At 61.8% G+C, this 15,445-nt stretch carries 10 protein-coding genes; 5 read left to right on the plus strand and 5 right to left on the minus strand.

Annotated features, from left to right (window positions below; translation table 11 throughout):
- Positions 1-8: 8 nt before the first annotated feature.
- Complete coding sequence (locus tag ACX3M4_RS23550) at positions 9-1,067, plus strand: ABC transporter ATP-binding protein (protein WP_459355403.1); 1,059 nt, start codon at positions 9-11, stop codon at positions 1,065-1,067.
- A gap of 31 nt (positions 1,068-1,098) precedes the next feature.
- Positions 1,099-1,548 (plus strand): GNAT family N-acetyltransferase, encoded by a 450-nt coding sequence (locus ACX3M4_RS23555; protein WP_459355404.1) that lies wholly within the window; start codon positions 1,099-1,101, stop codon positions 1,546-1,548.
- On the opposite strand, the gene ACX3M4_RS23560 is transcribed toward ACX3M4_RS23555, so the two are convergent.
- The 4 genes from ACX3M4_RS23560 to ACX3M4_RS23575 form a co-directional block, all read right to left on the minus strand.
- Positions 1,545-2,978 (minus strand): serine protease, encoded by a 1,434-nt coding sequence (locus ACX3M4_RS23560; protein ID WP_459355405.1) that lies wholly within the window; start codon positions 2,976-2,978, stop codon positions 1,545-1,547. The genes ACX3M4_RS23555 and ACX3M4_RS23560 overlap by 4 nt on opposite strands.
- Before the next feature lie 95 nt (positions 2,979-3,073).
- Positions 3,074-4,000, minus strand: coding sequence for a transglutaminase family protein (locus ACX3M4_RS23565; RefSeq protein ID WP_459355406.1), 927 nt, complete (start codon positions 3,998-4,000; stop codon positions 3,074-3,076).
- A gap of 40 nt (positions 4,001-4,040) precedes the next feature.
- The gene (locus tag ACX3M4_RS23570) at positions 4,041-6,446 is read right to left on the minus strand and encodes a circularly permuted type 2 ATP-grasp protein (protein ID WP_459355407.1); all 2,406 of its coding nucleotides are present in this window, start codon (positions 6,444-6,446) and stop codon (positions 4,041-4,043) included.
- Positions 6,447-6,481: 35 nt separating this feature from the next.
- Positions 6,482-9,814 carry a transglutaminase family protein gene (locus ACX3M4_RS23575; protein WP_459355408.1) on the minus strand — a complete coding sequence of 1,111 codons (3,333 nt, stop codon included), beginning with the start codon at positions 9,812-9,814 and terminating at the stop codon, positions 6,482-6,484.
- Between the two features lie 580 nt (positions 9,815-10,394).
- On the opposite strand from ACX3M4_RS23575, the gene ACX3M4_RS23580 reads away from it, so the two are divergent.
- From ACX3M4_RS23580 to ACX3M4_RS23590, 3 genes are all read left to right on the plus strand, one after another.
- Positions 10,395-11,462, plus strand: coding sequence for an ABC transporter substrate-binding protein (locus ACX3M4_RS23580; RefSeq protein ID WP_459355409.1), 1,068 nt, complete (start codon positions 10,395-10,397; stop codon positions 11,460-11,462).
- A 172-nt stretch (positions 11,463-11,634) separates the two neighbouring features.
- Complete coding sequence (gene kynA, locus ACX3M4_RS23585) at positions 11,635-12,489, plus strand: tryptophan 2,3-dioxygenase (RefSeq protein WP_459355410.1); 855 nt, start codon at positions 11,635-11,637, stop codon at positions 12,487-12,489.
- A gap of 301 nt (positions 12,490-12,790) precedes the next feature.
- The gene (locus ACX3M4_RS23590) at positions 12,791-13,927 is read left to right on the plus strand and encodes an ABC transporter substrate-binding protein (RefSeq protein ID WP_459355411.1); all 1,137 of its coding nucleotides are present in this window, start codon (positions 12,791-12,793) and stop codon (positions 13,925-13,927) included.
- A gap of 56 nt (positions 13,928-13,983) precedes the next feature.
- On the opposite strand, the gene ACX3M4_RS23595 is transcribed toward ACX3M4_RS23590, so the two are convergent.
- Entirely contained in the window at positions 13,984-15,039 is a 1,056-nt protein-coding gene (locus tag ACX3M4_RS23595; RefSeq protein WP_459355412.1) for an NAD-dependent epimerase/dehydratase family protein, read from the minus strand.
- Positions 15,040-15,445: the final 406 nt, after the last annotated feature.

Below are 15,445 nucleotides of genomic sequence, written 5' to 3' on the forward strand. Positions count from 1 at the left end.
AGCGGGAAATGGGAGCGATCCAGCTCAACAAGGTCGAGAAGTGGTTCGGAAACCTGCAGGTCATCAAGGGCATTGACCTTGACATCAGGGACGGTGAGTTCGTGATCTTCGTCGGCCCGTCCGGTTGCGGAAAATCCACGCTTCTGCGCCTGATCTCGGGACTGGAGGAAACCAGCCGGGGCGCAATCGCGATCGACGGCAAGGACGTCACGGCGCTGCCACCGTCGGGGCGCGGGCTTTCCATGGTGTTCCAGTCCTATGCGCTCTATCCGCATATGTCGGTGCGCGAGAATGTCGGCTTCGGCCTCAAGACCGCCGGCCTGCCCAAAGCGGAAATCGACCGCAAGGTGAATGCCGCAGCAGAAGTTCTGAAACTGGACGATTATCTCGACCGGCGCCCGAAGGCGCTCTCCGGTGGCCAGCGTCAGCGTGTTGCCATCGGCCGGGCCATCGTGCGCGAACCGAGCGCTTTCCTCTTCGACGAGCCACTCTCCAATCTTGATGCGGCGCTGCGGGTGGAAATGCGCTTCGAGGTCGCCCGTCTGCACAAGAGCCTCGGCACCACCATGATCTATGTGACCCACGACCAGGTCGAGGCGATGACCCTGGCCGACAAAATCGTGGTGCTGCAAGGCGGGCGTATCGAGCAGGTCGGGTCTCCGCGCGAACTCTATGAACGCCCCGACAATCTCTTCGTCGCCCAGTTCATCGGCTCGCCGAAGATGAATGTACTGCCGTGTTCGGTGGACGGCGGCAAGTTCTCGCTGCAGGGCCACGGCGGCGGCACCTATCCGAACGCCGGGTCGGCAGGTACCCCGGTCAAGCTGGGTATCCGGCCGGAGCACATGCGTGTGGTCGGCGAAGGCGAGGGCCATTGCGCGGGCGTCGTTGAAGTCGCCGAATATCTCGGCGCCGACACGTTTCTTTATGTGGTGCTCGACGGTCTGGGCACGGTGCTGGTGCGCATCAGCGGAGCCGACGAAGTCGCTGAAGGCGCGCGCATCGGCCTCGCCTTTGACGAAGGCCGCATGCATTTCTTCGACGCGGATGATCAGGCGGTACGCTAGCCGAAGCTGCGCAGAGACTGTTGGAGCAAATATGACGATTGAAATTCGCTGCGGTCTTGCGAGTGAGAGGTCTGAACTTGTGGAATTGCAGCGTCGCGCATCGCTGGCCAATGAGGGAGACCGCGCTGCATTGCTCGCTCACCCAGAGGCGATTGATTTGCCGCAAGATCAGCTCGACTCAGAAAATGTCATTGTGGTTGTCGACCACGGCAGGCTTGCGGGGTTCTCTGCGATTTACATTCGCGAAGACGGAAATGCGGAACTTGACGGCCTGTTTGTTGAACCGGGTCTGTGGAAGTCCGGGTTCGGCCGAGTGCTGGTGGAGCAGGCAGCCAAGAGGTCCAGGGCGCTTGGTGCGCATATCCTGCATGTTGTCGGCAACCCGCACGCAGAACATTTTTACACGCGGGTCGGCTTCGTTCAGAAGGGAGAATTTTCAACCAAGTTCGGGAGAGGCCTGCTGATGGAGTTGGCACTTTAGTTCTTGCAGAGAACGAGCACCGTATACTGCGAGGCTTCCTCGTCGATCTTCGTCGGGCTCTTGATCCTGGTGATGGTGTTGTAGGAGGGCGACAGGCCGAGGCTCTGCATGAACTCGGCCATCAGCTTGCCGCGAATGGCGAAGTTGATGTTTTCCGGCAGGTCCCCGGCGAGCTGCAGCGTCTTGAATTTGTCGAGGCGCGAAACGACCGTGCCGATCACCGCTCCGGTGCGGTCGAGCACCGGTCCGCCGGAATTGCCCGGCTGCACGGGAGCCGACAGCATGAATTGGCGCTCGTCGCCCTTGATGCCGGCAAGGGACGAGACCATGCCCTGCGTGAAGTTGAGGTTGTTGTTGAGGATCTGCGCGAAGGGATATCCGAGTACGAAGACCTCTTCGCCGCGCACGACCGGCTGGCCGGCCCGGAACTGCGCAAAATGGTCTGACTTGCGGCTGTCGAGCTGCAGAATGGCAATGTCGTTCTGCGGATCGGCCTTGATGAGGCTGGCACTGCCGTAGCCGGGGATTTCCAAAGCACGGCAGTTGCCGGCAACATGGGCATTGGTGCCGATATGGCCCTCCGCCGTCACGAAATAGCCACTGCCGGTGGAACTTGTTTCCTCAAGGCCCGTCGCGGGCTGCGTCTGCTTCGTCTGGCCGTCACCCAAAGGAGGCGTCGCACGCTGCAGGCCGGGCGCCGAGGTGACGGCGTCGAGCGCATTGTCATCGCCGCCGTCATAAACGGTCATGCTGTTGGACATGGCGATTGCGACCCGGTCCATGAAGACGGCGTGTTTTGCATCCCAGATCAGCGAGAAGCCGCGGCTGTCGGTCTGGGTCTTCAGCATTCTGAGATAGAAGTCGCGCCCGTCCAGCTGGCCGGAGACGACGAAGAAATCGTTGCGGAAGAACTTGTAGACGACTGTCCGTCCGCCACCTGGTCGGGACAGCCTCTCATAGAGCGCCTTGTAGTCAATTTCCTGCCGTGGAACCTGCAGCGTTTCCAGCTCGATGCTGTCGTCAACCGCGCGCCAGCGGTTGCCGCGCCGGGTTGGCGAGGGCGGTTCGAAGAGTTTTGCCGGCAGTCCCAGTTTCAGGCCGGTTGCAGCCTCGTTGCGGCTCTCGAAGCCGACCCGTTCGATGAGATCGAGACCGTCGCGGCGCAGGATTCCCACCTGCTCCTCGTCGAGGACGCCGTTCGGGAAAAACTCGCGGTGCTTCTGAAACGTGGTGAGGGCATCATAGGTCAGGCGGCCAAATGCGCCATCGACATTGGACGCATAGTCGCCCGTGAAAACGAGCAGAAACTGGACACGAACGCGCTCGCGCCAGTCCATTGAATAGAACCAGCCCTTGGACTGGTTGTAGTCGGCCAGGCTCGGACCGAAAGACAGGAAAAAAACAACGACTGCATAGATGACCGGACGCATAACCAGCTCCCCTTGGTTATGAGCCGATGGTAACAAAACACCCGGACCCGCAACAGGTTTTTACCGGTCAAATCGGGGATATCTTGCAATCAGCGTCAGGTGCCGGCCGGAACAGCCTTCGGCGGGGCGGTTTTGCCGCTATCGGCCACATGCGGGACTACATCCACCTTGTGGCTCGTGGTCTGGCCGCCGGCGGTGCGCAGCACACCCTTGACCGGCGCGGCATCGCCATAGTCGCGGCCGCGTGCGACCACTATATGGTCCTGGCCAACCCTCAGAGCATTGGTTGGATCGTACTCGATCCAGCCGATATCAATACCGCACCAGGCACGCACCCAGGCATGCATGGCATCGGCGCCTTCCAGCCGCTCCTGGCCCTCTGGCGGAATGGTCCTGAGGAAACCGCTGACATAGCCCGCCGGGATGCCGATGCTTCGAAGGCAGGCGATCATGATGTGGGAATAGTCCTGGCAGACGCCATGGCGGCGTTCGAAGGCATCCAGCGCAGGCGTATCGACCGTCGTTGCCTCGGCATCGAAAGTCATGTCCTTGTTCAGCGCCCTGCCGATCGCCTCGACGGCAGCAAGCGTGCTCATGCCGGGGTTGGCGTGTTCCTGTGCATAGACGGCGAAGGCCGGAGCCAGGGGCAGGCGTGGAGACGCCGCCAGAAAGTGCACCGGCTCCTTCGGCGCCAGCGACTGGATCGTGGCCAGTTCCCGGCCGAGCGCATTCAGCGGCGGAGATATGTCGAACTCTTCCGGTGTCGTTGTCCGCTCGATCCGCGCCTTCAATCTGAAGATCAGCTCGCTGTGGCTTTTGCGATAGGTGACGTCGGTGACCGCATTGCCGAAGAAGTCGGTCCGGTCGTGCCGCTCGGACGGGCCAGGGTCCAGTTGGACCTGGCCGGCGAGCAGCTTCTGTTCGCCGGGCAGGGAGGCAGGCATCAGGCGCAGGGAGTGGCGGCCGGAGGCTGCCGGGCTGGCATAGTCGTAGGTGATTTCAAGCGTCACGTCGTAAAGCACGGGTGTCTCGCTTCAATGTGTGGCATGGCCACGGAACGCTCTAACGGATATAGGCATCGGTCAATTCCACGGAAAGATAGGAGATCTGGTCGCGCAGGTCCTCGAGCACTTCCGGGGTCAACGTTTCCGGGGTCGCGATTGCAAGGCTGGTATGAACCTGCAGGACCGAACGAGCCAGCGCCGACAGGTGGCCGTTTTCCGTCGCGCCGGGCAATACCGCAACATGGTCCTTCATGTCGGAGAGCTGATAGAGCACCGCGCGCGGGTTCTTGGAATCCATCGCCAGAAGATCCAGCACGGTGTCGTGGCTGAGCGACACGGCATACCGGCGGCTCATGGACATGGCGCTGTCGCCAACTTCCAGCAGCAGTTCCAGCGCGCCTTCCGGGCTGTCCGGTGCGGTGTAGACGGATAGAAGATCGGCCATGCGGTGAGCGCGTTCCAGCGCCCGGCCGATGCTGAGGAAGCGCCAGCCCATGAAGCGGTACATGTTCTCGTGAACGAGGCCGGAAAAGCCGGTGATCTTGCGCAGCAACAGACCCATGGCCCGGGTGACGTCGGCGTTGTCGCGCATTGCCCGCTTGGCGCCGTTCGCGGTTTGGGCAAGGTCGTTCAGTGCCAGCCAGCCATCGACAGAGAAGCGGTCGCGCACCTTGGCGGCGCTGGCAACAGCCGATTGCAACATGTCGCAGAGCCCGTCGGGAATGGGTTCCGTCGGCGCAACCCCGATCTTGTCGAGATATTCGCCGGTCATCGCCACCAGCGGTGCCTTAGGGTCGGCGGTTTCCATCAGGCGGGCATGGTAGGCGCGCAGGAGGCGGACAGCCCCTTCTGCCCGTTCCACATAGCGGCCGAGCCAGAAAAGGTTGTCCGCAGCGCGGGACGGCAGAGCGCCGGACTGGGCCTTGAAGAAGGGCGACTCCGTCTGGTGCAACAGGGTTTCCTTGACAGGCTTCTGGCCTGCGATGACCCAGACATCCGCCGCGGAACCACCGGATTGCATGGCAATTGCGCTGGCGTCTTCCGTGCGGCCGATACGGGCGAAACCGCCGGCCATCACCTCCCAGCCATGCGCGGTACGCGCCAGGAAGACACGCAGGCTCATCGGCCGCGGCAGCAGCAGTCCGTCGTGATAGGCAGGTGTCGTCGACAGGGTCACAGCTTCCTGACCGACCAGATTGTCGCCCATGCCGTCGATCCAGGTCTCAATGAGGCCCTTGCCGAACTTGTGGAAGTCCTTGCCGATGAAATCCGTCTGCGCGGAGGTAAAGGGCAGCGCCGTCGAAAGGGCCGGGCTGAACATCATCTCCTCGGCATGCTGCTTGACGTAGTCCCGGGTCGCGGCTTCGCCGCACCACCAGGTGGCGACATTGGGCAGTTTCAGGGGTTCGCCGAGCAGCCGTTCGCTGATGCGCGGCAGGAAGGCCAGCAGAGCGCGTGTTTCCAGGATGCCGGTGCCGAGCGCGTTGATCATCGATACCGACCCGCGCCGCACCGCTTCGACCAGACCCGGCGTGCCGATGTGGGACGTCTCGTTGAGTTCGACAGGGTCCGACCAGGCGGCGTCGAGACGGCGCCAAAGCACGCTGACGGGTTTCAGGCCGGCAACGGTGCGCACCATCAGCTTGCCGTTTTCCACGGTCAGGTCCTCGCCCTCCAGCAACATGAAGCCAAGGTACCGGGCGATGTAGGCATGTTCGAAATAGGTGTCGTTGAGCGGCCCGGGCGTCAGGATGGAAACGCGGCTGTCGGTCTCCTCGCGCAATTCGACGAGGTGATCGCGGAAGCGGCGGAAGAAACCTGCAAGACGGTGTACGTTCGCCTTGGCGAAGAATTCGTTGAAGACGCGGCCGGTCGCAACGCGGTTCTCCAGGGCAAAGCCGGCGCCGGACGGGGCCTGGGCGCGGTCGGACAGCACCCACCAGGTGCCGTCGGGTCCGCGTCCAATTTCGAAGGCGAGAAAGTGCAGGAAGTGGCCCGACTTCGGCGTGATGCCGACCAGCGGGCGCTGCCACTCGGGACTGCGGGCGATGAGGCCGGCGGGCAGATATCCGTCGGCGACCAGGCGGTTGCCGCCGTAAAGATCGGCCACCACCTGCTCGAGCAGTTCGGCACGCTGGGTCAGTCCGTCGGCGATGACCTGCCAGTCGTCCTGGCTGATGATCACCGGAATATGGCTGAGCGGCCATTCCCGCTCATTGGCGCCATCCTGGCCGTATTGGCGGAAATAGACGCCGGCATCGTTCAGGTACTGGTTGCCACGCGAAAACCGCTCGTTGATCTCGTCGGGTTTCAACGCCGAAAAGTGATCGAGAAAGGGCCGCCAGACCGGGCGGACCCGGCCGTCGGGATACAGGAGCTCGTCCGAAACATCCGGAAACGGGCGATAGGCCTTCAAAAGGCCGTAGCGAAGCGCGCCCGGCTCAGCGTTTTCGTCCAAACTCATGCATCTGGTTCCAATGACGGGAACTTACCGTCCTGTCACATATTCTGCGGTCTTCTCAGGTCCAAGGTCAACGGAAACTCCGGATGGGGTCTTTCCAGGCCCGGCAGATAGAGGCCGGGCGTATGTCCGTGCGGTTCGAAGCGGGCGAGGCGGCGGGCTTCCGCCTCGTTGCCATTGACCGGGAACGTGTCGTAGTTACGCCCGCCGGGATGGGCGACGTGATAGACGCAGCCGCCGAGCGCCCGGCCGCTCCAGCGGTCGAAAATGTCGAAGGTCAGCGGTGCGTCGACAGGATGGACCGGATGCAGCGCCATGGCGGGCTGCCAGGCCTTGTACCGGACGCCCGCGACGGACACTCCGTTGGTTTCCGTCTTCTTCAGTGGCATGGTGCGGCGGTTGCAGGTCACCGTGTAGCGATCCGGATCGCTGGCCGTGAGCTTGACCTGCAGCCGCTCGGTCGAGCTGTCCGTATAGCGCACGGTGCCGCCGATGGCGCCGGTCTCGCCCAGAACGTGCCAGGGTTCCAGCGCCTGGCGCAGTTCCAGATGAACACCCTCGACCTCGATCTCGCCGCAGAAGGGGAAGCGGAACTCGGCCTGGGCCTCGAACCAGTCCGGCCGCATCTGGAAGCCGTGGTGTTCGAGGTCCCGCAGGACATCCTGGAAATCGGCCCAGACGTAATGCGGCAGCATGAAGCGGTCGTGCAGAGCCGTACCCCAGCGGGTGAGGTCGCCGGACAGCGGATGCTGCCACAGCCGGGCGACCAGCGCGCGCAGCAGCAGCTGCTGTGCCAGGCTCATGCGCGGGTCGGGTGGCATTTCGAAACCGCGGAATTCGACCAGGCCCAGCCGGCCTGTCGGACCGTCGGGGGAATAGAGCTTGTCGATGCAGATCTCGGCCCGGTGGGTGTTGCCGGTGACATCCACCAGGAGATTGCGCAGCAGCCGGTCGACCAGCCAGGGGAAGGGGGCCGGACCTTCGCTTGGGCGGTGGATCTGCGAGAGGGCGACTTCCAGTTCGTAGAGGCCGTCGTGACGGGCTTCGTCGACGCGCGGTGCCTGCGAGGTCGGGCCGATGAAGAGGCCGGAGAAGAGATAGGAAAGGCTCGGATGGCGCTGCCAGTGCAGGATCAGACTGCGCAGCAGGTCCGGGCGGCGCAGGAACGGGCTGTCGAGCGGCGTTGCGCCGCCGACGACGACATGGTTACCGCCACCGGTGCCGGTGTGCTTGCCGTCGATCATGAACTTGTCGGCGCCGAGGCGTGACTGGCGGGCGTCCTCATAGACGCCCTCGGTGATGGCAACGCAGTCCTGCCAGCTGGCTGCCGCATGGATGTTGACTTCAATGACGCCCGGGTCCGGCGCGACGCGGATGACATTCATGCGCGGGTCAGGCGGAGGCGGATAGCCCTCGATGTGGACGGGAAGGCCAAGATCGCCGGCGGCGGTTTCTGCGGCCGCAATCAGTTCCAGGTAGTCCTCGATGGTCTCGACCGGCGGCATGAACACGCACAGCCTGCCATCACGTGCCTCGACGGAGAGGGCGGTTCTGACCGCGGCGTTGCCGAGCTCCGCATCGGGCAGTTCCTGTTCCTGCCGCTCCTGCTGAGGACTGCTGGCGGTGAAGCTGGCAATGTCCTGCGGCCGGTCGGATCTTGGACCGACCGGAAACTCGGGCAGCGGTTCGCGCGGCACGGTCGGATCGGCGACGTTGGTATAGGGATATTGTGCCGGGCTCACGTACGGAAGGGATTCCAGCGGCAAGCGGTAGCCGACGGGACTGTCGCCGGGGACCAGGAACAGGGCGTCGCGGCGCAGCTTCCACTTTTCGGAGCGCCAGCGCTTTCCCGAGGCCTGGGCCTGCCAGCGCTGGACCGGCAGCACGTGGCCGGAGGGCTTGCTGAGGCCGCGGTCGAACACCCGGGCGATCCTGTGACGCGCCTCGGCGTCCTCGAGTTTCGAATTCGCCGGCGTGACGTTGTCCGGCAGATTGGCTTCCTTCACCAGCCAGACGGCGGGGTCCTCATAGGCCGGCACGACATAATCCGGCTGGATGTCGAGCCTCCGCGCGATCTGTTGCAGCAGGGCCTCGGATTGGGCCGGACCTGCACCGGTGTCGCTGCCTTCGTCGGCAATCAGCTTCGGGTCATGCCAGATGGGCTTGTCGTCGCGGCGCCAGTATAGCGAGAAAGTCCAGCGGGGCAGGGTCTCGCCCGGATACCATTTGCCCTGGCCATAGTGGAGAAAGCCACCGGGTGCGAAACGCTCGCGCAGGCGGCGGATCAGGATGTCGGCCTTTTCGCGTTTGGTCGGACCAACCGCGTCGGTGTTCCATTCGGCAGCTTCGAAATCGTCGATGGACACAAAGGTCGGTTCGCCGCCCATGGTCAGGCGGACGTCCTCCTGGGCGAGGATACGATCGACTTTCGCGCCAAGCTGGTTGAGTGCTGCCCAGGCGTCCTCGGAGAAGGGCTTGGTGATGCGCGGGTGTTCGGCGACGCGGGCGACCTTCATGTCGAAAGCGAAGTCGACCTCCGCCTTGCTCGCCATGCCGACGATCGGGGCCGCATTCATGTAATGCGGTGTCGCGGCCAGAGGAATATGGCTTTCCCCGGCCAGCAGACCGGAGGTCGGGTCAAGGCCGATCCAGCCGGCACCCGGAAGATAGACTTCGACCCAGGCATGAAGATCGGTGAAGTCGTGATCCGTGCCGGAGGGGCCATCGAGGGCCTCGAGATCAGGCTTCAACTGGATCAGGTAGCCCGAAACGAAGCGAGCCGCGAAACCGAGATGCCGCAGCGCCTGCACCAGAAGCCAGCTGGAATCGCGGCAGGAGCCGGTGCCCTTTTCAAACGTTTCCTCCGGCGTCTGCACGCCCGGCTCCATGCGGATGACGTAACCGACTTCCTGAGAGACGCGCGCATTCAGGCCGACGATGAAGTCGACCGTGCGCTGCCTGTCCCGCGGAACGGTTTCAAGGAAGGCTTTGAGGCGAGGGCCCGTCGGCTCCAGCCTGCGATAAATCTGCAGGTCCTCGATGAGTTCGGGCGGATAGTCGAAGGGCCATTCCTCTGCGCTTTCCTCGACGAAGAAGTCGAAGGGATTGTAGACGGTCATGTCGGCGACCAGGTCCACCTCGATCTTGAATTCGCGCACGGGTTCGGGAAAGACGAAGCGGGCAAGCCAGTTGCCGTAGGGGTCCTGCTGATGATTGACGAAGTGTCCCGAGGGAGAAATTTTCAGCGAATGGGAAAGGACGCGGGTGCGGCTGTGCGGGGCCGGACGCAAACGAATGATCTGGGGGCTTAAGGTGACCGGCCGGTCGTAACGGTAGTGGGTCAGGTGGTAAATGCTTGCTCGAATAGACATTTTCAGTGTCCTGTCAGCCTCAGGTCCAGTGCGCGGGCTCAGGTTTTCACAAAACGCCGCTCAGAACCACGTCTTTCTGTAGGCATTTTTGCTGAAGAGACGAGCAGCGCCATCGCGGGGCGGAATACCTCTCCTATTTGCCGGGCACGACAGAGAACGGCCTTCAAAGCTGTTCTTGACCGGCCGTCCCGGCCCCTTCTCGCGAAGGGAAGGACTTCAGGATCTGTTAAGCAATCTTTCGGTTTACCCGGAGGTCTGCCTGCGGAAACCGGGCGCCGGTGTGGTATTTTCGGTAGGGCTACCGGTTCGTGATCCGACTTACCTCAGAGGCAGTTGGAGGAAAGGCCGCCTGGCTGCGGGTTGTTCATCAAGATGATTGCGCGCTGCGGTGGATGCGATGCCGATTGAGCCGGTCTTTCAACAGGCTGGGGCAATTTTGTGTGTGTAAGTGCTTGTCACTTCTGCAGAACATGCGGGTAGTGACTAAACTGTCTTTATCAGCAGAACGGGCTGCCGTGAGGCAGGTTCACCCCAAGGTGCTGCGGTGCGAAGGGAAACGATGATCGCAAGACTTTTATGCATGATGTTTTTGTTGATCGCTGCCGGGACAGTCCAGGCGGCGGACTTTCGCGTCACCTTCATCAATCCGGGATCCGAGTCCGGATTCTGGGGAGACGTGTCCAAAACCATGGCCGCCGCCGCCGCGGATCTGAATGTCGAGCTCGAAGTTCTTTACGCCAACCGGCAGGCCTACGGCATGGAAGAACAGCTCAGCCGGCGGCTGGAGCAGGGCAATCCACCCGACTACTTCATCCTGGTGAACGAACACCAGGCAGCGCCTCGGCTGATGCAGCTGATGGAAGGCCAGCCGAGCAAGGTTCTGTTCCTCCTGAACAAGCTGACACCGAAACAGAGAAGCGATCTGGAGCGCCGCAATATCGATCTGAAAAGCATCGTCGCGACAATCGTCCCGGACAACGAAACGGCCGGCTACGAAATGGCGCAGGCGTTGTTCCGGGAAGCCCGGCGGCTCAATCCGGACAAAAGAGAAATCAGGTTGCTTTCGCTCACCGGCGATACGGCGACACCCGCAGGTCTGCAGCGCGAACTCGGCATGCTGCGCGCGGTTGCCGATAACCACGACGTCAAACTGATCCGGGCCATCCCTGTCGAGTGGAGCGAGGAGCTGGCCTACCTGAGAGCGAAGGATCTCCTCGGCCGTACGGAAATTAACGTGGTCTGGAGCGCCAACGACGACATAGCCTTCGGCGCCCAGCGCGCGGCCTCCGAAGCAGGACTTGCCATCGGCAAGGACATTCTCTTTGCCGGGGCCAACTGGTCCAATCGAGGCATGAATGCGGTACAGGCCAACACGATGACCATGACCCATGGCGGTCATTCCTTTGCCGGTGCCTGGTCGATCGTCATGTTGCGAGATCATTTCTCCCGCGATGCCAGAGGCGAGGTCTTTGTCGACGTTGTTTTCAAGATGTCGCCGATTACAGCCGAGAACGCCGACCTTTATCTGGAGCGGCTTGGGGACGGCAACTGGGACAAGATCAATTTCGCCCGGTTCTGCAAGTCCGCCTCAGGGCGCAGCCATTACGACTTTTCCGCCAAGGCCATCCTCGACGCGGCGGGAAGCTGAGGGCAAGTTCTCCGCAAGCTTTCTCTTTCGTCCGTCCGGTGTCCGGTTTGTAGGTGTCTCGGCAGGTTGACAATCACATAACGCCTTGAAATCTCTGCTATCCAAGCGTGCCTCCGCAACGCTATAGATGCCCCTCAAGAACCTCTTGAGAAGCGTTCGAAGGGAGTGAGAGATGAGCGAAAAAAACGGGCCGGACAGTGGCTACAATCCGGAAACCGAAGGCGCGGAAATGCGCTTTGCGGACAAGATGTCCTATGGCGACTACCTTGGTCTGCCGCAGATCCTGACCGCCCAGGCGCCGCTTTCCAAGGCTCCGGACGAGCTGCTTTTCATCATTCAGCACCAGACTTCCGAACTCTGGATGAAGCTGATGCTGCATGAGCTGAACGCAGCCCGAGATGCGATCGCCGAGGATCACATGCCCCAGGCGATGAAGCTTCTGGCCCGGGTCAGCCGCATCATGGAACAGCTGAACTCTGCCTGGGATGTTCTCAGAACCATGACGCCGAGCGACTACACCCAGTTCCGGGACGCGCTGGGCATGTCGTCCGGCTTTCAGTCGCTGCAGTACCGGCTGATCGAATATGCCCTCGGCAACCGCAATACGGCGATGGTCCGCCCGCATGAGCATGACCCGGAAGCCGTTCGGCTGCTCAATGAGGAACTCGCCCGCCCCAGCCTTTACCAGGTGGTGCTGGCCTTTGCCCGGAGGCGCGGTCTCGGCGTGCCGGAAACCCTGACCGACATACCGTCTTCAGTACCGCACAAGGAAGTGCCGGAGATCACCGCGCTCTGGCAGACCGTCTACCGCGATCCGTCGGCCCATTGGGCGCTATACGAAGTCGGCGAGAAGCTGGTGGATCTGGAGGACTACTTCCGCCGCTGGCGTTTCAATCATGTGACCACGGTCGAACGGGTCATCGGCTTCAAGCGCGGCACCGGCGGCACCGGCGGTGTGAGCTATCTGAAGCGGATGCTGGAAGTCGAACTCTTCCCCGAACTCTGGCACGTGCGCACGGCGCTTTGAGTTCAGGGTCTTAACGCAGGCGGCTTGGGAACTGTCACCCCTCCCTGTGGGAGAGGTCGGACTGAAAGTCCGGGTGAGGGGGCAAATCTCTCGTGGAAACGGTACCGTTTACGCCCTCACCCTGCCCCTCTCCCAATGGGAGAGGGGATTCTTGCAGCAACCGGTCTCGGGTTGCAGGTAAGCCGAAGCCCGCAGTCTATTCCCCAAAATGCGTGTTTGCCATTGCCGGGCGTCCCGCTAGAGTGTCCAGCGAGGGTCTCGGCAAGAAGGCCCGAAGAGATTGAAAAAGAGGGGATTTCCAATGCTTAAGCAGTTTACGGCGGCAGCCGGTGCGCTGGCGCTCCTGTCCGGCGTGGCGCTCGCCGAGCCGGTCAAGGTCGGCATGATCACGACGCTTTCCGGCGGTGGTGCCGGTCTCGGCATCGACGTCCGCGACGGTTTCCTGCTGGCGGTCAAGCAGTCCGGCAATTCGGATATCGAAGTCATCGTCGAAGATGACCAGCAGAAACCGGATATCGCGGTGCAGCTCGCCGACAAGATGGTCCAGTCCGACAAAGTGGATGTGCTGACCGGCATCATCTGGTCGAACCTTGCCATGGCCGTGGTGCCGTCGGTGACCGCGCAGGGCAAGTTCTACCTGTCGCCGAATGCGGGCCCATCCGCGCTTGCCGGCAAGGGCTGCCATCCGAACTATTTCAACGTCGCCTGGCAGAACGACAACCTGCATGAAGCGGCAGGCGCCTATGCCAAGGATACAGGCTACAAGAAAAGCTTCATCCTGGCGCCGAACTATCCGGCCGGACAGGATGCGCTCACCGGTTACAAGCGCTTCTATGACGGCGAGCTCGCCGGCGAGATCTATACCAAGCTCGGTCAGACCGATTATGCGGCAGAACTCGCCCAGATCCGCGCGTCGGGCGCGGACAGCGTGTTCTTCTTTCTGCCCGGCGGCATGGGGATTTCCTTCCTTAAGCAGTACAAGGATTCCGGCATCGATCTTCCGGTCGTGGGGCCTGCCTTCTCCTTCGACCAGGGCATCCTGCAGGCTGTCGGTGACGCGGCACTGGGCGTGAAGAACACCAGCCAGTGGAGCAAGGATATCGACAACGAGGCCAACAAGGCCTTCGTGGAGAGCTTCCAGGCCGAATATGGCCGCCTGCCGTCGCTCTATGCCTCGCAAGGTTTCGACACTGCCAACCTGCTGCTCTCGGCCATGGGCAAGGCTGCCGTCTCGGACGCCGATGCCTTTCGCGCGGCACTCGAAGAAGCCGATTTCGCCTCGACTCGCGGCAAGTTCAAGTTCGGCCCGAACCACCATCCGATCCAGGACATCTATGTCCGTGAAGTGATCAAGGAAGGCGACGTCTACACCAACAAGATCGTCGCGACAGCCATGACCGACCACGCCGACGCCTATGCGGCCGAGTGCAAGATGTAAGGCTGGTTTTTCCGGCCAGGAGAAATGAGAAGGCGCGGTGACAATGCCGCGCCTTTTTATTTGAATACCCCCGCATCGATCATCTGCTGGAACATGTCCTCCATGCTGTCCCTCATCGGCCGGTAGCTGACCCCGAGCAGTCGTTTGCTCTTGGAATTGTCAGCGCGCCATTTGACGTCCACATTCCTCTCGACGAACTTGCGCGAAATGCCGCCAGCAATCGGGCCGACGAGCCAGACGAGCCATTTCGGCAGGGAGGTGCGTGGCAGCGGATAGCGGTCCCCGTATTTTTCGATCAGCGACTTGCCGATTTCCAGAATGTTGGTGTCATGACCGGAGACGATGTGGCGGCCTTCTGCCTGCTCGCTGAAGCCGGCCGCGACATGGGCCTTGGCAAGGTCGCGCACATCAACGACGCCGATACCGATCTTCGGGGCGCCCCGCTTCATCGTGCCGTCGCCCATCTGCCGGACGATGTTGAAACTTTCCGAGGTCGGGCTGTCGTTGAGGGCCGGGCCGATCACCAGGGACGGATTGACGGTGACCAGCTTGAAGCCGTCCTGCGCCCCGGCGATCTTCCAGGCTTCCTTTTCCGCAAGGGTCTTGGAGTAGCTGTAAGGCTGGTAGGCGAGCGAGGCCGTGGTGTTCCAGACAGCTTCCGTGAGAATGCCGCCCGGTGCCTTCGCGCAATCCATGGCGTCAGCGTAGATCGCTGCGCAGGAACTGGTCACAACGACACGCCTGACGCTCGGCGTCCTTACGGCGGTTTCCAGGACGTTGCGGGTGCCCTTGACGGCGGGATCGATCAGTTCCTTCTGCGGGTCCCGGATGCTGGTGGTGAAGGGCGAAGCGGTGTGGAAGACGACAGTGCAGCCTTTCATTGCCTTCACGTAGGAGCCTTCGTCCAGAAGATCGGCCTTGAAGAAGCGGATCGTGCCCGGTGCCGTTTCGGCGATCTGGGTCAGATGCCTGAGCTTGCGGGCGTTGCCGGGATCGCGCACGGCCGCGTGCACGATGGCGCCCGACTCAAGCAGCTCCTTCACCAGCCAGCCCGCGACATAACCCGTGGCACCGGTTACAAGCACCCTGGCACCGGCTGTAATCGTCGTCATCTTGTTTGTCCTCTTGTCCGGTTCCAGCGCCGACACTTTCCGCCGCATCATTTGCGGACCGGTCGACACGGTCAATGACAGCGTTCTATGTGCAAGGAATTCAGGCGTGACCGGATTGGCCGGCCAAGCGGGACGTGCCAAATCGAGTTGCCTTTGGACTTGTTGCGATGCAACATCTTTGTTCAATTTTCGTTTTGCAATGCAAAACGAACCTCGACTGAAGTGTCTTTGTGCAAAAAATGAAAGACTCGAAACCTGGCTTCGTGCTACATTTCTGGTCAAATTTGTGACACACTGGACGTTGCAGTCGGAGTTCGACGGACAGTGGTTGTGGGATTTTTCGAGCGGTTATGGCGTAAAAAAGTTAATTAAAACAATATCTTGAACCTCATCGAGATCGGCTGAA

It is taken from the genome of Roseibium sp. M-1 (assembly GCF_054515675.1).

What these genes read in the sequence shown, in the direction of transcription:
- ACX3M4_RS23550 (WP_459355403.1), top strand. Translation starts at nt 9, where the DNA reads ATGGGAGCGATCCAGCTCAACAAGGTCGAGAAGTGGTTCGGAAACCTG.
- ACX3M4_RS23555 (WP_459355404.1), top strand. Translation starts at nt 1,099, where the DNA reads ATGACGATTGAAATTCGCTGCGGTCTTGCGAGTGAGAGGTCTGAACTT.
- ACX3M4_RS23560 (WP_459355405.1), bottom strand. Translation starts at nt 2,978, where the DNA reads ATGCGTCCGGTCATCTATGCAGTCGTTGTTTTTTTCCTGTCTTTCGGT.
- ACX3M4_RS23570 (WP_459355407.1), bottom strand. Translation starts at nt 6,446, where the DNA reads ATGAGTTTGGACGAAAACGCTGAGCCGGGCGCGCTTCGCTACGGCCTT.
- ACX3M4_RS23575 (WP_459355408.1), bottom strand. Translation starts at nt 9,814, where the DNA reads ATGTCTATTCGAGCAAGCATTTACCACCTGACCCACTACCGTTACGAC.
- ACX3M4_RS23580 (WP_459355409.1), top strand. Translation starts at nt 10,395, where the DNA reads ATGATGTTTTTGTTGATCGCTGCCGGGACAGTCCAGGCGGCGGACTTT.
- kynA (WP_459355410.1), top strand. Translation starts at nt 11,635, where the DNA reads ATGAGCGAAAAAAACGGGCCGGACAGTGGCTACAATCCGGAAACCGAA.
- ACX3M4_RS23590 (WP_459355411.1), top strand. Translation starts at nt 12,791, where the DNA reads ATGCTTAAGCAGTTTACGGCGGCAGCCGGTGCGCTGGCGCTCCTGTCC.
- ACX3M4_RS23595 (WP_459355412.1), bottom strand. Translation starts at nt 15,039, where the DNA reads ATGACGACGATTACAGCCGGTGCCAGGGTGCTTGTAACCGGTGCCACG.